The sequence below is a fragment of the Streptomyces sp. AK08-02 genome, from assembly GCF_033795085.1.
Taxonomy (GTDB): Bacteria; Actinomycetota; Actinomycetes; order Streptomycetales; family Streptomycetaceae; genus Streptomyces; species Streptomyces echiniscabiei.
In genome coordinates, this window is record NZ_JARAZV010000015.1 from 218003 (window position 1) to 236744 (window position 18742).

The 18742-nt window shown below is 68.9% G+C and carries 15 protein-coding genes; 7 read left to right on the forward strand and 8 right to left on the reverse strand.

Annotated elements, in window-relative coordinates; genetic code table 11:
* Positions 1 to 7: 7 nt before the first annotated feature.
* Positions 8 to 190, reverse strand: a complete 183-nt coding sequence (locus tag PV734_RS30525) for a ribbon-helix-helix protein, CopG family (protein WP_319095471.1) — start codon at positions 188 to 190, stop codon at positions 8 to 10.
* A 155-nt stretch (positions 191 to 345) separates the two neighbouring features.
* Between PV734_RS30525 and PV734_RS30530 the strand changes: the two genes are divergently transcribed.
* From PV734_RS30530 to thpR, 3 genes are all read left to right on the forward strand, one after another.
* A complete protein-coding gene (locus tag PV734_RS30530; protein WP_319095470.1) occupies positions 346 to 783 on the forward strand; it encodes a MarR family transcriptional regulator in 438 nt (145 codons plus the stop codon).
* Positions 784 to 1099: 316 nt separating this feature from the next.
* Positions 1100 to 2407, forward strand: a complete 1308-nt coding sequence (locus tag PV734_RS30535) for an MFS transporter (RefSeq protein ID WP_415924290.1) — start codon at positions 1100 to 1102, stop codon at positions 2405 to 2407.
* Positions 2408 to 2421: 14 nt separating this feature from the next.
* Positions 2422 to 3012 carry an RNA 2',3'-cyclic phosphodiesterase gene (gene thpR, locus PV734_RS30540; protein ID WP_319095467.1) on the forward strand — a complete coding sequence of 197 codons (591 nt, stop codon included), beginning with the start codon at positions 2422 to 2424 and terminating at the stop codon, positions 3010 to 3012.
* Positions 3013 to 3214: 202 nt separating this feature from the next.
* Here the strand turns inward: thpR and PV734_RS30545 are convergent, their stop codons facing one another.
* The gene (locus tag PV734_RS30545; protein WP_319095466.1) at positions 3215 to 4207 is read right to left on the reverse strand and encodes an aldo/keto reductase; all 993 of its coding nucleotides are present in this window, start codon (positions 4205 to 4207) and stop codon (positions 3215 to 3217) included.
* 200 nt (positions 4208 to 4407) lie between these two features.
* On the opposite strand from PV734_RS30545, the gene PV734_RS30550 reads away from it, so the two are divergent.
* Positions 4408 to 5343 carry a nuclear transport factor 2 family protein gene (locus PV734_RS30550; RefSeq protein ID WP_319095465.1) on the forward strand — a complete coding sequence of 312 codons (936 nt, stop codon included), beginning with the start codon at positions 4408 to 4410 and terminating at the stop codon, positions 5341 to 5343.
* Between the two features lie 111 nt (positions 5344 to 5454).
* Here the strand turns inward: PV734_RS30550 and PV734_RS30555 are convergent, their stop codons facing one another.
* Both PV734_RS30555 and PV734_RS30560 read right to left on the reverse strand, forming a co-directional pair.
* Positions 5455 to 5934, reverse strand: coding sequence for a carboxymuconolactone decarboxylase family protein (locus tag PV734_RS30555; protein WP_319292885.1), 480 nt, complete (start codon positions 5932 to 5934; stop codon positions 5455 to 5457).
* A gap of 173 nt (positions 5935 to 6107) precedes the next feature.
* Positions 6108 to 6791: a GDSL-type esterase/lipase family protein gene (locus PV734_RS30560; protein ID WP_319095462.1), complete on the reverse strand. Its 684-nt coding sequence runs from the start codon at positions 6789 to 6791 to the stop codon at positions 6108 to 6110.
* 172 nt (positions 6792 to 6963) lie between these two features.
* On the opposite strand from PV734_RS30560, the gene PV734_RS30565 reads away from it, so the two are divergent.
* The 3 genes from PV734_RS30565 to PV734_RS30575 all read left to right on the forward strand — a co-directional run bounded on the left by PV734_RS30565 (position 6964) and on the right by PV734_RS30575 (position 10276).
* A complete protein-coding gene (locus PV734_RS30565) occupies positions 6964 to 7947 on the forward strand; it encodes a WD40 repeat domain-containing protein (protein ID WP_319095461.1) in 984 nt (327 codons plus the stop codon).
* A gap of 221 nt (positions 7948 to 8168) precedes the next feature.
* Positions 8169 to 9695 (forward strand): cellulase family glycosylhydrolase, encoded by a 1527-nt coding sequence (locus tag PV734_RS30570; protein WP_319292887.1) that lies wholly within the window; start codon positions 8169 to 8171, stop codon positions 9693 to 9695.
* A gap of 191 nt (positions 9696 to 9886) precedes the next feature.
* Positions 9887 to 10276 carry a VOC family protein gene (locus PV734_RS30575; protein WP_319292889.1) on the forward strand — a complete coding sequence of 130 codons (390 nt, stop codon included), beginning with the start codon at positions 9887 to 9889 and terminating at the stop codon, positions 10274 to 10276.
* Between the two features lie 94 nt (positions 10277 to 10370).
* On the opposite strand, the gene upp is transcribed toward PV734_RS30575, so the two are convergent.
* From upp to PV734_RS30595, 4 genes are all read right to left on the reverse strand, one after another.
* Complete coding sequence (gene upp, locus PV734_RS30580; protein ID WP_319292891.1) at positions 10371 to 11105, reverse strand: uracil phosphoribosyltransferase; 735 nt, start codon at positions 11103 to 11105, stop codon at positions 10371 to 10373.
* A 38-nt stretch (positions 11106 to 11143) separates the two neighbouring features.
* The gene (locus PV734_RS30585) at positions 11144 to 13021 is read right to left on the reverse strand and encodes an HAD-IA family hydrolase (RefSeq protein WP_319292893.1); all 1878 of its coding nucleotides are present in this window, start codon (positions 13019 to 13021) and stop codon (positions 11144 to 11146) included.
* 86 nt (positions 13022 to 13107) lie between these two features.
* Positions 13108 to 14085 (reverse strand): pseudouridine-5'-phosphate glycosidase, encoded by a 978-nt coding sequence (locus PV734_RS30590; RefSeq protein WP_319292895.1) that lies wholly within the window; start codon positions 14083 to 14085, stop codon positions 13108 to 13110.
* A gap of 66 nt (positions 14086 to 14151) precedes the next feature.
* Positions 14152 to 18492, reverse strand: coding sequence for an amino acid adenylation domain-containing protein (locus PV734_RS30595; RefSeq protein WP_319292897.1), 4341 nt, complete (start codon positions 18490 to 18492; stop codon positions 14152 to 14154).
* Positions 18493 to 18742 lie beyond the last annotated feature (250 nt).

Sequence of the window (18742 nt, forward strand, 5' to 3'; positions counted from 1 at the left end):
GGGTGTCTCACGGCACCCCGTAGAACCTCTCCGTCTCCTCGACCGCGCTCTGGAACCGCTCGTCGAAGTCGTTCCGGATGAGCGTCTGGACCACGTAGTCCTGAACGCTCATTCCCCGTTTCGCCGCATGGTCCCGGAGCCGGTCGAGCAGCTCCCCGTCTATCCGCAGGCTGAGCACGTTGGTCCCCATGGAGACGAGGGTCGCGGGCCGATGCGGGGCGGCGGGGGGCTTTTTGCTGTCGATTCACTCGTACGGGTGATGTGGAGGTTCAGTGGCCCTTGTCACGGGCGATTCGGCGCGTCGCGAGTGGTCTTTAGTCAGAGTAATGAGTTAGGCTAAAGAACATGCCGGACCTAACCCATGGCGACGACGCTGCCGCTGTGAACTCACTGCGCTCCGCCGTGATGCGCCTCTCGCGCCGACTCAAGCACCAGCGCGTCGACGAGTCGCTGAGCCCCACCGAGATGTCGGTGCTGGGCACCCTTGCCCGCTGCGGCTCGGCCACGCCGGGCGAGCTGGCCCGCAAGGAGCACGTGCAGCCCCCCTCCATGACCCGTATCGTCGCGTTGCTGGAGGGCAAGGGGCTGGTCCGACTGGAGCCGCATCCCGAGGACCGGCGCCAGAAGGTTGTCACCCAGACCGAGACGGCCGAGGCGATGCTCGAAGAGAGCCGCCGCAGGCGCAACGCCTGGCTGGCCGGTCTGGTCGAGGACCTGGACGAGGACGAGTGGGCCAAACTGCGCGCCGCCGCCCCCGTACTGGAGAAGCTCGCGCATCTGTAGACAGGACCCAGCAAGGAGGCGAATTTCTTTGAGTTCGGGAACCGGAGCAGACTCCGCACCCGCACCAGCCGCCCACGACCCCCGGCCCACCCACGATCCCCAGCCCACCCACGACCCGCAGCCCGCTCCCCACCCCACCGCGCCCGTCACGCCGGCGGTGTCTGCCGTTCCGGCGGTGTCTGTCACTCCCGCCGTGCCCGTAACTCCGGCGGCGCCCGTACCCTCGGCCCCCGCCGGCGATGCCCCCGAGCCGTCTGCCGGGCTCCCCACGCCTTCCGCCGAGGCGGAGTCCCCACGCGCCGGCTCCCGTGCCGCCATGTTCAGTTCCCTGAAGGTTCGGAACTACCGCCTCTTCTTCCTCGGCCAGGTCGTCTCGAACACCGGCACCTGGATGCAGCGCATCGCCCAGGACTGGCTGGTCCTCAGCCTCACCGGGTCCTCGGCCGCCGTCGGTATCACGACCGCGTTGCAGTTCCTGCCGATGCTGCTCTTCGGGCTGTACGGCGGAGTCCTCGTCGACCGGCTGCCCAAGCGCCCCACCCTGCTCGTCACGCAGGCGATGATGGCCGTCACCGGCCTCGTGCTCGCCGCCCTGACGCTCACGGGTGACGTCGAGGTCTGGCACGTCTACCTCGCCGCCTTCGCCGTCGGTCTCGCCACGGTCGTCGACAACCCGGCCCGGCAGTCCTTCGTGTCCGAGATGGTCGAGCCCGGCCAGCTGCAGAACGCCGTGAGCCTCAACTCCGCGAACTTCCAGTCCGCACGCCTCGTCGGACCCGCCGTCGCCGGTCTGATGATCACCGGTGTCGGCACAGGCTGGGCCTTCCTCTTCAACGGCCTGTCCTTCGTCGCCCCCATCACCGCCCTGCTGCTCATGCGTGGCCGTGAACTGATCGCCGTGGAGCGGGCACCGCGTGCCAAGGGGCAGCTGCGCGAGGGCCTGCACTATGTCGCCGGACGGCCCGAGCTGATCTGGCCGATCGTCCTCGTCGGGTTCATCGGCACCTTCGGCTTCAACTTCCCGGTCTTCCTCTCGGCGTACGCGGACGACGTCTTCCACGCCGGCGCCGGCGCGTACAGCCTCTTCAACACCCTGATGGCGGTCGGTTCCCTGGCGGGCGCCCTGCTCGCCGCCCGGCGCGGGACGGCGAAGCTGCGCGTCCTCGTCGCGGCGGCCGTGGTCTTCGGCGCGCTGGAGATCGTCGCCGCGGTGGCCCCGTCCCTGTGGCTGTTCGCGCTGCTGATGGTCCCGATCGGGATCGCCGGGCTCACGGTCAACGTCACGGCGAACACCTCGGTCCAGATGGCCACGGACCCCGCCATGCGCGGCCGGGTCATGGCCCTGTTCATGATGGTCTTCATGGGCGGTACGCCGCTGGGCGCACCGCTGGTCGGCTGGATCACGGACGCGTACGGCCCCCGGGTCGGCCTCGCCTTCGGCGGCATCGTCGCGACGGCCGCCGCCCTGACGGTCGGCCTGGTCCTGGCCCGCGTCGGCGGACTGAGGGTCTCCGCCGACTGGAACTCCGGACACCCGCGCGTCAGCCTCGTCAAGCGGCGGGCGGGGGATCCGGCACAGCAGCAGGGCCAGGAACGGCGGGAGCCGGTGGCCTCCGGGGCGTGAGTACGGTGAGCACTATGAGTGCCATGAACACGGTCCGGCTGTTCGCCGCCGTACTGCCGCCCGAGGACGTCGCCGAGCAACTCGCCCTCGCGGTGGCCGGGTTGAGGGGCCTGCCGGGTGCGGACGGGCTGCGCTGGACCGGCGTACCGGGCTGGCACTTCACCCTCGCCTTCTACGGCGAGGTGGACGAGGGCGTCGTACCGGAGCTGTCGGAGCGCCTGGAGCGGGCCGCCCACCGTACGGACGCGTTCGCGCTGTCGGTGTGCGGCGGCGGGCAGTTCGGGCACGGGCGGGCGTTGTGGGCGGGCGCCGCCGGTGAGGTGAACGTGCTGCGCCTGCTGGCCGACCGGGCGGAGGCGGCGGGCCGGAAGGCGGGCGTCGAGATGGGGGAGCACCGGCGCTACCAGGCCCACCTCACCGTGGCGCGCAGTCGCGAGGCCTTCGAGGTGCGGCCGTACGTCGAGGCCCTGGACGCGTTCACGAGCCGCACCTGGACGGTGGACGACCTGGCGCTCGTACGCAGCAATCTGCCGAAGTCGGGAGTGCCGGGGGAACAGCCCCGGTACGAGGTGGTCGACCGCTGGCCGCTCGCGACGGCCGGTTAGGCTCGGCGGCGTGAATCCGAAAATCCGGAACCGGGTGATGGCCGGTGTGCTTGTACTTTTGTTCGCTGCGGTGGCAGTGGCGGCGGCGGTCGGGAAATGAGTGAGTAGTGGGTGGGTGAGCGAGCCGGATTCCGGCTCGCTCGTTTCCCGGCCGCCGATCACCTGCCGGACAGGTCCTAGGACCGCCGTGACGACCGTCGCCTCACCAGGCGAAGGCCTCCGGTGACGGGCCCGGGCCCGGGAAGATCTCGTCGAGTGAGGTCAGCAGTTCGTCGCTCAGCTCCAGTTCGGACGCCCGTACCGCCGACTCCAACTGCTCGGCGGTGCGCGGGCCGACGATCGGGCCGGTCACGCCGGGGCGGGTGAGCAGCCAGGCGAGAGCCGCCTCGCCGGGTTCGACGCCGTGCTTCTCCAGCAGGTCCTCGTACGCCTGGATCTGGGCGCGCTTGGCGGGGTCGGCGAGGGTGTCGGCCGCACGGCCACTCGCACGCCGGCCGCCCTGGACCTCCTTCTTGATGACGCCGCCGAGCAGTCCGCCGTGCAGCGGCGACCAGGGGATGACCCCGAGGCCGTACTCCTGCGCGGCCGGGATGACCTCCATCTCGGCGCGCCGCTCGGCGAGGTTGTAGAGGCACTGCTCGCTGACGAGCCCGATGGTGCCGCCGCGGCGGGCGGCGATCTCGTTGGCCTGGGCGATCTTGTAGCCCGGGAAGTTGGAGGACCCGACGTACAGGATCTTGCCCTGCCGCACGAGGGTGTCGATCGCCTGCCAGATCTCCTCGAAGGGGGTCGAGCGGTCGATGTGGTGGAACTGGTAGACGTCGATGTAGTCGGTCTGCAGGCGCTTGAGCGATGCGTCGACCGCGCGGCGGATGTTCAGCGCGGAGAGCTTGTCGTGGTTGGGCCAGGCCGCGCCGTCGGCGGCCATGTTGCCGTACACCTTGGTGGCGAGGACCGTCTTTTCGCGGCGGCCGTCGCCCTTGGCGAACCAGTTGCCGATGATCGATTCCGTACGGCCCTTGTTCTCGGCCCAGCCGTAGACGTTGGCGGTGTCGAAGAAGTTGATGCCCGTTTCCAGGGCCGCGTCCATGATCGCGTGGCTGTCGGCTTCGTCGGTCTGGGGGCCGAAGTTCATGGTCCCGAGGACGAGTCGGCTGACCTTGAGTCCTGTGCGTCCGAGCTGCGTGTACTCCATGACTGTTCAGCCAACGTCGTGGAGTGCGCTCTAGGCAAGGGCGGGTCGGGAGGGGCGGGGTGGCAGGGGTGACGAACCTTGACACTAACTCCTGGTTAGTGCTTACGTATGCGCAGCGCCACTCGCTTTAAGTTTCAAGATTCTGATTCATCGTCAAGATCGCGAAAGATCCCGAGAGAGGGAGCACTGTGACCCCCCACATGCCTGCCCCGCACATGTCCGTCCGCCGTGCCCTTGTTGCCGCGCTCGCCGCGTCCGCCCTGCTGGGCGCCGCGACCGTGCCCGCCGTCGCCTCGCCGTCCACGAGTGCGCGTCATGCCGTCGGGCATGTCGGTGACGGCGCCCGGCTCGACTACCAGAAGGGTGTTGCCGTACGCGTCCTCAAGGGTGTCTTCGAGCAGGGTGACACCGCGGTCGTGGACAGGTTCGTGCGGCCCGACTACATCCAGCACAACCCCCTCGCGGCCGACGGCTCCGGGCCGCTGAAGAACCTGGCCACCGGCGTGCACCAGCAGTTCCCCGAGGCGAAGTACGACGTCAAGCGGGTCATCTCGGAGGGCGATCTCGTCCTCGTGCACTCCAACGTCGTACTGACGCCGGGGAGTCGGGGCTCGGCCGTGTTCGACATCTTCCGGTTCCGGGGCGGGAAGATCGCCGAGCACTGGGACACCGGACAGAACGTGCCGGACACCAGCGCCAACGGCAACGACATGTTCTCGACGGTCAGCCGGCCGCAGAGCGAGCAGCCGGGGTCGCGGTGGCTCACCGCCTACAACAAGAAGCTCGTGACCAAGGCGTTCGACCGGCTCATCGTCGACAAGGACCTGTCCGCGCTCGACAAGTACTGGGGGACGGAGTACCACCAGCACAATCCCAACATCGCGGACGGTGTGGCCGGCGCGCGGGCGGGACTCGGCGGGTACTTCCAGGCGTTCCCGGAGCTGGCCGTCTCGCGAAAGCGGGTGGTGGCGGAAGGGGATCTGGTCGCCGTGCACAGCCACTACGTGAACGCTCCGGGCGAGCGCGGGCAGGCCGTCGTGGACCTGTTCCGGGTGCGGAACGGGAAGATCGTCGAGCACTGGGACGTACTGCAGGACGTGCCCGCCACCTCGGCCAACGACAACACGATGTTCTGAGCCGGTCCCGATGCTCTGGGGTGACAACGGGGCCGCTTGAGCGGTGGGGCCGCCCGGCTTCCCGCGCCGGGCGGCCCCGCTCCCGTTCTCACCCCGTCGCTGTCGCCGTCGTCAGAGCTGGGCGAACATGCCCGGCTGGTAGTCGCCGGCGGGCTGCTGGACGATGACGTTCATCCGGTTGAAGGCGTTGATCAGGGTGATGGTGAGGACCAGGGCGGCGAGCTGCTCCTCGTCGTAGTACTTGGCGGCGTTCGCCCAGGCCTCGTCCGTGACCCCGCCGGCCGCGTCCGCGATACGGGTGCCCTGCTCCGCGAGTTCCAGCGCGGCGCGCTCGGCGTCGGTGAAGACCTTGGCCTCACGCCAGGCCGCGACCAGGTGAAGGCGCTGCGCGGTCTCGCCCGCGGCGGCCGCGTCCTTGACGTGCATGTCGGTGCAGAATCCGCAGCCGTTGATCTGGCTGGCGCGGAGCCTCACCAGTTCCTGCGTCGCGAGCGGCAGGGCCGAGTCCGCGGCCGCCTTGCCCGCCGCGACGAGGTGCTTCGTGGCCTTGGTCACGACCGGGTTGGCGAAGAGGTTCAGGCGGGCTTCCATGATGAGCTCCTCCGTCTTGGGTGCTGCCCTCATCGGGCGTTACACATGGACGACGGGACGGAGCGATGAGATGTGACAGACCTGAGTGAATGTGACGTGGGTCTCATCGATGCCTGACGGTGGGGGGCGAGCGAGGCTGCGTTGCCGGGTGACCATGGCACGCGCGGATTCGGTCAGCTGGTTTCAGCCCCGTACCGCTCCCCCAGATCCCACGCCTCGTACAGGGAGTCCGCGAACGCCCCCGCGATCTTGTGCTCGCCGCTCGCGTTGGGATGCGTGCCGTCGTACGTGTCGTGGTTGATGTCGTACGAGGGGGGCGGCGACGCCAGGAGCAGGGGTGAGCGGGGTTCGTCCAGGTCGGCCGCCGTTTTCGCCAGGAGTTCGTTGAAGCGGGTGACCTGGGCGGCGAAGGGCGGGTCCGTCTGCGCGCGGACGTTCGGGATCACCGGCAACAGGGCTATGGCGATACGGGGGTTGGAGCGGCGCGCCTCGGCCACGAAGAGGCGGGTGTTCTCGGCCGTCTGTTCCGCGTCCGTGTAGAAGCCCAGGTCGATCAGGCCCAGGGAGACCAGGAGGACGTCGGGCTTGTGGGCGCGTACGGCGTCCGCGATCAGCGGGGTCATGTGCTGCCAGCCCTCGCCCCAGCCGGCCAGATGGGCGCGGGGGAAGTCCGGGTCGGCGTACTCGTACGAGTCGGCGGTGTCCGTCGCCTTGTCGTACAGCGCCTCGCGCGGGCCGACGATCCGGAACGGGCCGCCGTACGTCTCCCGCAGGTGCTGCCACAGCCGGTAGCGCCAGGTGTGTTCACCGGCGCTGCCGATCGTCATGGAGTCGCCTACGGGCATCAACCTGAGCATCCGCTCATGATGAGGGATCGGAGGAGGGGCGTGGGCCGGGTGTGGTGTGTGAGTCGGGCCACCCGGTGTCAGGTGTATGTCAGATTGCGGTTAGTTGTGCCGGTGGCTGATCCGGCGGGGCGGTCAGGGTCGTGGGCCTCGTATCGATCGCCGGGATGGCACGCTTGAGGGCATGCGCCGATCGCTCGCCCTCCTCGCCGGGGGCCTACTCGTCTGGGTGCTCGCCGCGCCCGCCTCCGCCGCCGATGGTGACCAGGACTTCACCATCAAGGACCCGCGGATCACCGAGTCCAGCGGTCTCGCCGCCTCCCGTCTCCACCCCGGCGTCTACTGGACCCACAACGACAGTGACGACGGTGCCTTCCTGTACGCGATCGACAGCGCGACCGGGCAGACCGTCGCCACCGTCACCATGAAGGGCGTTGGCACGCCCCGCGACATCGAGGCCATCTCCATCGGGCCGAACAACCAGATCTACGTCGGCGACATCGGCGACAACGACGGCGTGACCTGGGACTACGTGTGGATCTACCGGCTCCCCGAGCCCAAGGTGCTCAGGAACCAGACGATCCGGGCCACGCAGTACGTCGTGAAGTACTCGGACGGCTCGCGTGATGCCGAGTCCCTTGTCGTGCATCCGAAGACCGGGCGCGTCTACATCATCGACAAGCAGGAGGACGGCGGGCATCTCTACGCCGGGCCCGCCAAGCTCTCCTCCTCCGGCACCAACGTCTTCAGGCCCGTCGCCCCCGTCGACATGTGGGCCACCGACGCCGCCTTCTCGCCCGACGGGCGGCAGTTGGCCGTACGCGGGTACTTCGGAGGTGTCTCCTACGCCTGGAACGGCGGCAAGCTCAAGCGGCAGGGGCAGCTCGACGTGCCCCTGCAGGGGCAGGGGGAGTCGGTCACGTACAGCCGTGACGGGTCCAAGCTCATGTACGGGAGTGAGGGCGCCGAAAGCGGTGTCGAGGCCGAGGACGCTCCGTCGTACGGGAAGTCCGGTGGCTCCGACTCAGGCGGTGGCAACGGGAGTTCGGCCTCGGGAGACGACGGGGGCGGGGACTCGGGCGGGAACGTCAGGAACGGAGCTGTCGTTGTCGGCGTGCTTCTGCTCGCCTATCTCGGGCTGAAGCGGCTTCGGCGGCGGCCTTCGTGACTGTGCGGTGCTGCCGGGAGCCTTCGCCCCTGAGTGGCTGAGTGGCTGAGTGGCTGAGTGGGCGAGTCGCTGTCGGTTGTCGAAAGCCGTACGCGTCCCGGGATCCCAGGATGCCGTGAGTATTGACGTGGGCATGTTGTGTCAGTTTCCTGGGAGGTGCGCGGTATATGGGAGCGCTCCCATCGATTCCGGGGCCGCGCCTCCCGAGAGGAACAAGCGACATGTTCCGCTTCCGTACCCTGAGAAGAGCCCTGTGCGCTGCCGCCGCCGTGCTTCTGTTGCCGCTGGGAGCCGGTGCGCAGGCCGCGCATGCGGCGGATGTCCGAGCGGCGGACGCCGGTGCCGGCTACTGGCACACCAGCGGGCGGCAGATCCTGGACGCGGCCGGGCAGCCCGTCCGGATCGCCGGTATCAACTGGTTCGGCTTCGAGACCGGTAACTACGTGGTGCACGGCCTCTGGTCCCGCGACTACAAGAGCATGATCGACCAGATGAAGTCGCTCGGCTACAACACCATCCGGCTGCCGTACAGCGACGACATCTTCAAGTCCTCCACCGTCCCCAACAGCATCGACTTCAGCAGTGGCAAGAACGCCGATCTGCAGGGACTGGGCTCCCTGCAGGTCATGGACAAGTTGGTCGCGTACGCCGGTCAGATCGGCCTCAAGGTCATCCTGGACCGGCACCGGCCGGACTCGGGCGGGCAGTCGGCGCTCTGGTACACGGCGGCGGTGCCCGAGTCGACGTGGATCGCCAACCTGAAGGCGCTGGCGACGCGTTACGTCGGGCAGGACGCGGTCATCGGCATCGATCTGCACAACGAGCCGCACGATCCGGCCTGTTGGGGCTGCGGTGACACGACGAAGGACTGGCGGCTGGCGGCACAGCGGGCGGGCAACGCGGTTCTCGGCGTGAATCCGCAGCTGCTGGTGTTCGTGGAGGGCGTGCAGACGTTCAACGGGGTCTCCGGCTGGTGGGGCGGCAACCTGATGGGGGTCGCGCAGTATCCGGTGCAGCTGAGCGTGGCGAACCGGGTCGTGTACTCCGCCCACGACTACGCGACGAGCGTGGCCCAGCAGAGCTGGTTCAGCGATCCCTCGTTCCCCGCCAACATGCCGGGCATCTGGGACAAGTACTGGGGCTACATCTTCAAGCAGAACATCGCGCCGGTGTGGGTGGGGGAGTTCGGTACGACACTCCAGTCGACCGTGGACCAGCGGTGGCTGGCCGCGCTGGTGGACTATCTGCGGCCGACAGCGACGTACGGCTCGGACTCCTTCCACTGGACCTTCTGGTCCTGGAACCCCAACTCCGGTGACACGGGCGGCATTCTGAAGGACGACTGGTCGTCGGTGGACACCGTGAAGGACGGATATCTGGCGAGCGTGAAGGCGCCCGGCTTCCCGGGGAGCGGCGGCGGAGGAGGGGGCGGTGGTGGCGGTAGTACCGCGGCCTGCGCTGCCACCTATGCCGTCAGCAGCGACTGGGGTGGCGGGTTCAACGCCGAGGTGAAGGTGACCAATTCGGGCACGGTCGCGCTCAAGTCCTGGAAGGTGACGTGGACCTGGGGCGGTTCACAGGCGGTCACGAGCATGTGGAACGCGACGTACACACAGTCGGGGTCGACGGTGACCGCTGTGAACGCGGTTCACAACGGGAGCGTGGCGGTGGGCGGTTCGGCGAGCTTCGGCTTCGGAGGAGCACCGGGAGGCGGGGGGACGCCTGCGGTGAGCTGTACGGCGACGTGAGTGAGTGAGTGAGTGAGTGAGTGAGTGAGGGAGGGAGGGAGGGAGGAGGGGCCCGGTGACTCGCCGGGCCCCCTCCTCCGCCGACCTGCCGCTCCGCACACGCCGGAGACTAGGATGTACGGCGGCATCGCGTGTCGGTCACCGGCTGGGTGAGGCATGGAGGTGTCGGGACATGCCTTCGGAGGCATTCCTTGTCAGTCGAGTTGAACCACACGATCGTCCACGCCCGGGACAACCGGGAGTCCGCGGAGTTCTTCGCGAACCTGCTCGGCCTTGAGATCACCGCCGAGTGGGGCCCGTTCATCGGCGTCGATCTGAGCAACGGCGTCACGCTGGACTTCGCCACGATCCCCGCCGACAGCATCACCCCGCAGCACTACGCCTTCCTGGTCTCCGAGGAGGAGTTCGACGCGGCGTATGCGCAGATCAGGCAGCGCGGCGTCGAGCACTACGCCGATCCCCACCGGAAGCAGCCCGGCGCGATCAACGTCAATGACGGTGGCCGCGGCGTGTACTTCATGGACCCGGCGGGCCACGCCATGGAACTCATCACCGTGCCGTACGGCGGCTGGACCTCCTGAGCGGTACGTGTGCCGAGGGCCGCATCCCAGCTCGGGGTGCGGCCCTCGGCCGTGGTCTCGCAGTCGGTGCGGGTTCTCGCAGGCCTTACAGGTTCTAGCCTGCCGTGCCGAAGTAGCGGTCGCCGAAGTCGCCTATGCCGGGCAGCATGTACGCGTGCTCGCTCAGGCCCTCCTCGATGGCGGACGTGACGATCCGTACGCCGGGGTAGCGCTCGCACACGGCGGTGATTCCCTCCGCCACGGTGATGAAGTTGACGAAGACGATGTGTTCCTCCGGCACCCCGAGTCCGCGCAGGACCTCGATGGCGGCGATCGCCGTGCCGCCGGTCGCCAGCATCGGGTCGAGTAAGAGCACGTGACGGTCGGCGATGTCGTCGGGGAGCTTCGTGTAGTACAGGTGCGGTTGCTTGGTCGTCGGGTCCCGCTGGATGAGGACCTTCCCGATCCTGATCCCCGGGACCACCGCCCGCAGTTCGGCCTCCATGCTCTCGCCGGCGCGGATGATCGGCACCCCGCACAGTTTGTTCGCGAAGCGCAGACCCCGGTAGGTGCTGCCCACGGGCGTGGTGACGTCGTACGGCTCGAAGGGCAGGAGGTTCAGGGCGGCCTCGGTGAGCAGGCGGATGATGCGGCCGGCGTAGAAGACGAAGTCCTCGCGGGGGGCGTCGCGGTCGCGGACGGCCGTGTGCAGGGCGCGCAGTTGGTCGGTCTGGGGGAGCAGGTGGACGTTGCGGTCCAGGTACGTCTGAAGGGTGGGTGCGGTGACGCTGGTCGGTGTGGTTGTGGTCGCTGCGGTTGTTGTCGCGCTGGTTGCTGTCGCGGTGGTCATGTTCGGCTCCTCGTACGTGAGTTGGTGGACGGCGATGGTCAGTCGACCGGCGGCTGTTCGAAGGTGGAGGGCAGTTCGGGTGTCGCGGTGAACTGGCCGGCGGCGACGCGGTAGACGGACCGGCCGCCCGAGCGGTGCCACATCTCGCGCATCACGTAGACGAGCTTCGGGTTGTGCTCTTCCTCCTCCTCGGCGGCTCGGGCGACGAGCCACTCCCATTCGCGGGCCCAGCGAGGGTCGGTGACGTCGTCCACGGCCGTGTCGACGCCGAAGAGGCTGTCGAGCGCCGTGAGCTTTCCGGGGCTCGCGAAGTGGCCGCGGGAGAACAGGACGCCGAGGATGCCGGTCCAGTAGCACTTCACCGCTTCGGGGCGCTGCTCGGCGGGGAGGGCGTCCGCGATGTGCCGCATGGCGTGCAGCGCGGTCATCAGGTGCAGCAGGAGGAAGTCCCCCGGTTCCGCCAGGTAGAGGAGGGTGACCAGATAGCCGAGCTGGTCCCAACTGGCGTCGGTGTCCTGGTCGTTGACCCAGACGGGCGTCTCGTAGACGCGGGGGTGGCCCTCGCCCAGTATGCGGGCGATCCGGTGCTGCAGGCCGGACCTGAGGAGCTCGGGGTGGATGTCGGCCGTCGTGTCGTCGACCAGGTTCTGTACCCAGGCGCCGAGCTCCTGCCGGTTGGCCTCCCAGTAGTGGGCGATGCGCAGCAGCGAGTCCTTGGGCAGCTCGGCGCCGTACGCCTCCGAGACGGTGGCGCGTTCGGGGTGGCAGTCGACGTGGGCGAAGGCCAGGTACGCGATGCCCTCGATGGCCATCCAGCGGTTGCCGGCGTCCAGCGCCCAGCCCAGATGGATGGTCGCGTGCTGGAGGGCGCCGACCCAGCCGGAGAGCAGGGGCGGCAGATAGCGCCGCAGCATCTCCGCCAGTCCGAGTTCCTGCTCGCGGCGGTCGAAGAACTCGCAGTAGGCGGCGAAGTCCTGTCGTTTGCCCAGGAGTTGGAGCCAGTTGTCGTCGTCGATGGTCTGCTGCGGCGCCCGGGCCGGCTCGACCGGGCAGCCGTACGGCGTGAGGGTGACGTAGTTGTCGTGGTAGGCCTTGATCCGCTCAGGGTCGATGCCGAGGCCGGCCAGGGCGACGACGGCGTGCTTCACGTGGTTGGTGAGGTGGCCGTTGAACTCGATGTGGTGGGTGCGGTCGTTCAGCATGTCCTCGACCAGGGTGTTCCCGGCCAGGGTGCTGTCGGGCAGGTCGCTGTCGGGCAGTGTGCCGATGATGTGCGCCACGACCTCGGGGAACGTCTCGGCGACGTATGTCGGGCGGGCCGACTCCAGTTCGGCCCGCTGGTGCACCCCGTAGGTGACCGCGACCGAGGCGATACCGGCCGCCTCGGCCATCCGCAGGTCGTGGGTCGTGTCGCCGACCATCACGGCGTGCTCGGGGCGGGCGTCCAGCTGTTCGAGGATCCGCAGCCCCGACTCCGGGTGGGGTTTGGGGTAGGTGACGTCGTCGGCGCCGATCAGGACCGTGAAGTGGTCGCGCAGGCCGGCGGCGGTCAGCAGTGCGTCGGCGCTGGTGTGGAACTTGCTCGTGGCCACCGTCAGGACGACTCCCCTGCGGCGCAGTTCGTCGAGGCCCTCGGCGACGCCGGGGAACACCAGGGACCGGGCGCGGGGCAGGATGACCGTGCGGAACGCCTGCTGGTACTGGGCGACGCCCTCGGCGACCCGGGGGTCGTCCTGCGGCACCCCGAGCAGTTTGCCGAACGCCTGCTCAAGCGGCAGACCGATGGTCGCCCGGACGTCCGCCGGGTCCCGGGGGTCGGCCCCCATCGCCTCGAAGGCGACGGCGAACGCCTCCACGATCGCCCGCGGCGAGTCGACGAGCGTGCCGTCCAGGTCGAACATCGCCACGCGGGTCACAGTTGTCTCCTGGGGATCGGATCGGGGCTGGATTCGGGGCTGGATCTGGGGCAGCGGCAGGGGCAGTGGGACTGGCTTCGCCGGGGTCATCGGTTGTCCTCGCGTCGGAGCCGGGCGTGGGCCGCGGCGAGCCGGCCGCCGACCTCGGCGGTGTGGATGAGTACGGCCATGTTGGCCAGCGCGGACCGTCCCTCGGTGGCGCGGTCCACGGCACGCATCACGTACTTCGTGACGGCGCCGCCCCGCACCCCGTCGTCGGCGGCGCCGCGCAGGGCCCCGGCGATGGCGGCCTCGATGTCCTGCCCGTCGATCGCGTCCTCCTCCCGGGTGGGGCTGGTGACGAGGACACCGCCGGGGTTGCCCAGGGCCCAGTGGGTCTCGACGGCACGGGCGATCAGGGCCTCGTCGTCGAGGCGTTGCGGTGCGCGCAGTCCGCTGGAGCGGCAGTAGAAGGCGGGGAAGTCGTCGTAGCCGTACGAGATGACGGGGACGCAGTGGGTCTCCAGGAACTCCATGGTCAGGCCGAGGTCGAGGATCTTCTTCGCGCCGGCGCAGACGACGGCCACCTTCGACCGGGTGAACTGGATCAGGTCCGAGGAGACGTCCATGGTGGTCTCGGCGCCGCGGTGGACGCCGCCGATGCCCGCCGACGAGAAGAAGGGGATCCCGGCGAGTTCCGCCGCGACCAGCGAGGACGCGACGGTGGTGGCTCCCATCCCGCCCGAGGCGAGAACGGCCCCGAGGTCCCTGCTGCTCACCTTCGGGATACCCGGAGTGTCCGCGAAGCGCTCGATGTCCGCGTCGGTCATCCCGACCAGGATGCGACCGCCGTCGATGCCGATGGTGGCGGGCACCGAGCCGCCGGTCCGTACCGCCTCCTCCACCTTGCGGGCGGTGGCCGCGTTGTCGGGGTAGGGGAGGCCGTGGGTGATGACGTTCGACTCCAGGGCCACCACCGGGTCGCCGTCGGCGAGCGCCGCTGCCACCTCGTCGGTGAACACCAGGGGCACCGGACGGTGTCCGTGTCCTTGTCCGTGTCCGTTTCCGCGGGCGGAGAGCGTCATGTGAAAGGTCCTTTGCTGAAGGGCGGTCGGCGGTCGAGGCGGTCGAGGCGATGGAGGTGACGTCGGTCAGTAGTTGGGCGTCTTGCGCAACAGGTCCTGCCGGTCGACGATCTCGGGCACGTAGACCCGCTCGTTCCACACGTCCGCGGTGACGGGTTCGAGTGCGATGGAGACGACATCTTCCTTGCAGCCGAAGGCGTTTCGCACGGCCGCCGTGACCGCGGTGACCAGTTCCCGTTCCTGCTCGTCGGTGATGGGCACCGGGAAGTGCTTGATGTTGATGTGGGGCACTCCGACCTCCTGGAGAACGGCGTGGGCCGGTCGGCCCGGACGCGTGGACGTGATGACGTCGGCGGCGCTGATGCCGGTGGCGACGGTGGCGACGGTGGTGATGGTGGTGCTGAGGCCTGTGGTGGCGGCGGTCGTGGCGCCAGTCGTCGCGTCGATCCGGGCGTTGAGCAGCGCGGCGAGTTCGGCGGCGTACGGCTCGCGCAGCAACTCGTAGTGGCCGGCCCGCAGTTGGTGGACGGCCGGTGGGCGGGTGGAGAACCCGCCCCCGCGCTCGCTGCGCTCGATGAACGAGTAGTTGTCGTCAGTCGCCTTGACGAGCGTCACCGGGGCGTCGAGGCGCCGGCCGGTCAGCTCGTCGAACTCGTAGGTGAAGGAGTAGGTCTGCCGGACGACGCCCGTGACGGCGCGTACGAGTTCCTCGCTCAGGCCGGGGAAGCGGGCGGTGACGAAGGCGACGAAGCCGTCCTCGTCCCTGACGGTCCGCAGAGCCTCGTCCAGTGCCGGGCCGCTGACCGTGCCGGCGAAGACCGAGAAGAGAATGGCGAGGAAGGCACGGTCGCCGAAGTCCGCGCGGTGGCCCGCTCCCTGGGCGTCCTGGGGGCGCAACCGGGGCTGGCCGGGGGCGACGAGGAACAGGTGCTCCACCAACTCGCCCGCCTGCTCCAGCTGGTAGGCCGCCTCGAAGGCGACCCGGGCGCCGAACGAGTAACCGCACAGAAGGTAGGGGCCGTGCGGCTGGATCTCCCGGATCGCCTCGACGTCCGCGGTCGCCATCTCGCGGACGGTGGCGTACGGGACCTCGCCGCTGTTGATGCCGTACGCCTGAACCCCGTGGACGGGCCGGTCGTTGCCCAGGGCGGTGGCCAGCGGGCGCAGGTTCATGGGGTAGCCGCCGAGGCCGGGCCAGCAGTGCAGCGGGGTGCCGGTGCCCTCGGGCTGGAGCGGCACCAGCCGGGTCAGCGGCGCGGACGTCTCGGTGTCGAGGCGGGCGGCGAGCTTCTCGACGGTCGGGGCCTCGAACAGTACCTGCAGCGGCATCTTCTGGCCGAAGTCCGCGTTCAGTCGGCCGACGAGGGCCACGGCGAGCAGGGAGTTGCCGCCCAGTTCGAAGAAGTCGTCGACGACGGAGACCTGTTCGCGCTTGAGCACCGTCTGCCAGACATCCCGGACCCGACGCTCCGAGCGGGTGCGGGGGGCGACGAACGCCCGCCCGGACAGGGCTAGTTCGGTCTGCTGGGACGCTTCGAGCGCCTTGTTGTCGATCTTCCCGTTGGCGGTGAGCGGCAGCCGGTCCAGGACGACGATCCGGTTGGGCAGCATGTAGCGGGGCAGCAGTCCGGCCAGATCCTCCTTGATCAGCTCGGCCGGCCCCTGCATGTGCACCGAGTCCTCCTTCATGTCCTCGCCGCGCAACTGCTCGTCGCTGACCCGCCCGCCCACGAAGAAGTACGACGGTCCGGTGGGCAGTCCGCAGTCGGTGAGGATCCTGGTCAGCTGCTTGGCCGAGGGCAGGTCGTTGCCGGACTTGGAGCTGTAGCCCGAGGACATGAAGCCGAGGCCGAGGTCGTTCATCTGGAGGCGCTGGAGTTTGCGGCCCAGGTCGAGGTACTGCCGCCAGGAGTCGGGGCTGGTGGCGACGAGGCTGACCCCGAAACCGGCCCGCTCGTGGACCCGTTGGTTGATGGCGATGACGTGCTTCTTGGCCACCAGGTCGTCGGAGATCCGTACGAGGCTGCCGTCGGTGTACCGGTACTGGCCGGCCGGGAGACCCTCGACCCGGCCGGAGTGGGCCTGGACGTAGATGTCGTACCCGGCCGAGTTCTCGGCGGCGTCGCTGGGCAGGAGTTCGAACGTGCCCAGGTAGTGGTCCTCCTCGGCGCAGTCGAGACGGTCCTTGACGGAGGGCAGGTACTCCGTGGCCGCGATGCCGAGGCCGTGGGCAGGCAGGATCTCCTCGAACAGGCCGACCATGTGCCCGGCCTCGATCTCCAGGACCTCGCGGATGTTGTTGCGGTAGACCGGTTCGATCGCCCGGTGCTTGCCGAGGAAGTGGACTCGCGCACGGGGAGCCCGGTGCGTACCCGTGCCCGTGCCTGCACCCGTACCCGTATCCGTATCCGTATCCGCATCCGTGTCCGTGTCCGGGTGGGCCGGGCCGACGAGCACCAGGTGGTGGTGGAGCGGGTGGTAGTAGTACAGACCCGCGGGTATCCCGCCCACACCGTCGAGTTCGAGGTACAGCTGCGTGGCGTAGAGGGAGCCGGGTGAGGCGTAGGCGTATTTGGGCAGCAGGCGCTGGTCACTGACGTGTCGGCCGAAGTTCCGCAGGAGCGCGCCGAGTTCGGCCCGGGGCAGGTCGGCGAGGTGGCGCGCGGGGTGCTGCGGCCGGGGGCGGGGGGCCAGGAGGCGCAGGATGTCGTCCCGGCCGACGGTCCCGCCCTCGTAGAAGCGGTACGTCTTGCGGGCGAAGGCTCGGGCGCGCTGCTCGGAGGTGGCCTCGGCGCCGGGGAGTTCGACCACGGGCCGGCCGTCGAGTTCGGCGGCGTCACGGCAGCCGGAGTGCGCCAGTTGGGCCCTGACCTGGAGCCTGCTGCGCTTGGACTGGTGGTGCGAGCCGTGGTTGCCCTGGTCCATCACGGCGGCTTCCTTGGGGTTGAGCTCGACGAAGGCGACCAGGTTCTGGAACCCGGTGGCATCGTTGTCGTGCAGCAGGACGGCCGCGCCGCGGACCCAGTCGTGGGTCTCGATCGTCTGGCGGATCTCGTCGAGCTCGACCCGGTAGCCGCGCAGCTTGACCTGGTTGTCGGCGCGGCCGACGAACTGGACCGTGCTGTCGGCGTTGAAGTGGGCCAGATCGCCGGTGCGGTAGAGACGGGCTCCGGGGGTGGTGGAGAAGGGGTCGTCCAGGAACCGGTCGGCCGTGAGGTCGGGGCGGCCGAGGTAGCCGCGGGCCACCTGGATCCCGCCGACGTGCAGTTCGCCGATCTCGCCGATCGCGACCGGCTTCCCCTGCGGGTCCAGGATGTGGAAGGTGGTGCCGCTGACGGGCGTACCCACCGGCATGGTGCGCGGTCCGTCGTCCACCGCCGCACGGTCCACGACGAAGGCCGAGGCGTTGATGGTGCACTCGGTGGGGCCGTACAGGTTGACCAGCCGGGCCGTCGGCATCGTGTCGAGGCACTGGGCGGCGAGGCTTCGGGAGAGCGCCTCGCCGCCGCTGAATATGTGGCGCAGGGAGCCGCAGGCGGAGAGGTTCTCGGTGTCGAGGAGCGCCTGGAGGAGGGTGGGGACGCACTGCAGGGTGGTCACGCCGTGCCGCCTGATGGTGGCGATGATCGCCTCGGGGTCGCGGTAGACGCCGGGGGCTCCCATCACCACCGTGCTGCCGCAGGCGGGGGCGAGGATCTCCCACTGTGCCGCGTCGAAGCTCATGGGGGTCTTCTGGAGGATGATCTCGCCGGCGTCGATTCCCTGGGCGGTGTGCAGCCAGCGCATCTGGTTGACGATGCTCCGGTGCTCGACCATCACGCCCTTCGGCTTTCCGGTGCTGCCGGAGGTGTAGATGACGTAGGCGAGATCCTCGGCCCCGGGCTTTCCCTCCTCCTTTTTCTCTCCCTCTCCCGCTTCCCTCCCCCTGCTGCTTTTCTTTTCATTCCCGCCCATTCCGTTTCCGTTCACTTCCGGCGACTGGAAAACCTCGTCGAGGGTGACGGCTCGAACTCCCACGGGGGACAGTTCCTGGAGGGCGGGGCGGAGTAATTCCTGGGTGAGGACTATTTCCACTCCGGCGTCCGCCATCATGTACGCGATGCGCTCGCCGGGGTATTCCGGGGAAAGGGGTACGTAGGAGCCGCCGGCCCACAGGATTCCCCACACGGTCGTCATCAGGTCGAGCGACGGTTCCATGAACACGCCGACGCGGCTGCCCCGGGTCACGCCGACCTGCCTCAGGAACGCGCCCAACTCCTGCCCTCGGTCCATGAGCTGCGAGAACGTCAGGCTCTCGGCCTCGTGGACCACGGCGATCCGGTCCGGTGAGAGGCGTGTCTGTTCGGCGAGGAGGTCGGTCAGGCAGGTGGCGGCGAGACGAGTACGGGACATTGCATCTGTGCTCATTTGTTTCCCTTTTCCGCATGATTGAAGAACGGCGCTTCTGTGCATGGGGGCGCCGTCACGAACAACGGTTTTTCTGGTGCGGTTTACGGAATTTCTCGCCGACCGGCTATGGGTGGCGGATTCGGCAGTTCGGCGGCTGCTCGTTCTTTCTGGTTTCCGCTTACTCGTTCAAATCTACGAGTATTGTCGCTGCACAGTCAATGGGATCGATTGATTCGATTCAATTGATTTGGCGATCCAGTCGATCCAG

What these genes read in the sequence shown, in the direction of transcription:
- PV734_RS30525 (WP_319095471.1), bottom strand. Translation starts at nt 190, where the DNA reads ATGGGGACCAACGTGCTCAGCCTGCGGATAGACGGGGAGCTGCTCGAC.
- PV734_RS30530 (WP_319095470.1), top strand. Translation starts at nt 346, where the DNA reads ATGCCGGACCTAACCCATGGCGACGACGCTGCCGCTGTGAACTCACTG.
- PV734_RS30535 (WP_415924290.1), top strand. Translation starts at nt 1,100, where the DNA reads ATGTTCAGTTCCCTGAAGGTTCGGAACTACCGCCTCTTCTTCCTCGGC.
- thpR (WP_319095467.1), top strand. Translation starts at nt 2,422, where the DNA reads ATGAGTGCCATGAACACGGTCCGGCTGTTCGCCGCCGTACTGCCGCCC.
- PV734_RS30545 (WP_319095466.1), bottom strand. Translation starts at nt 4,207, where the DNA reads ATGGAGTACACGCAGCTCGGACGCACAGGACTCAAGGTCAGCCGACTC.
- PV734_RS30550 (WP_319095465.1), top strand. Translation starts at nt 4,408, where the DNA reads ATGCCTGCCCCGCACATGTCCGTCCGCCGTGCCCTTGTTGCCGCGCTC.
- PV734_RS30555 (WP_319292885.1), bottom strand. Translation starts at nt 5,934, where the DNA reads ATGGAAGCCCGCCTGAACCTCTTCGCCAACCCGGTCGTGACCAAGGCC.
- PV734_RS30560 (WP_319095462.1), bottom strand. Translation starts at nt 6,791, where the DNA reads ATGCTCAGGTTGATGCCCGTAGGCGACTCCATGACGATCGGCAGCGCC.
- PV734_RS30565 (WP_319095461.1), top strand. Translation starts at nt 6,964, where the DNA reads ATGCGCCGATCGCTCGCCCTCCTCGCCGGGGGCCTACTCGTCTGGGTG.
- PV734_RS30570 (WP_319292887.1), top strand. Translation starts at nt 8,169, where the DNA reads ATGTTCCGCTTCCGTACCCTGAGAAGAGCCCTGTGCGCTGCCGCCGCC.
- upp (WP_319292891.1), bottom strand. Translation starts at nt 11,105, where the DNA reads ATGACCACCGCGACAGCAACCAGCGCGACAACAACCGCAGCGACCACA.
- PV734_RS30590 (WP_319292895.1), bottom strand. Translation starts at nt 14,085, where the DNA reads ATGACGCTCTCCGCCCGCGGAAACGGACACGGACAAGGACACGGACAC.
- PV734_RS30595 (WP_319292897.1), bottom strand. Translation starts at nt 18,492, where the DNA reads ATGAGCACAGATGCAATGTCCCGTACTCGTCTCGCCGCCACCTGCCTG.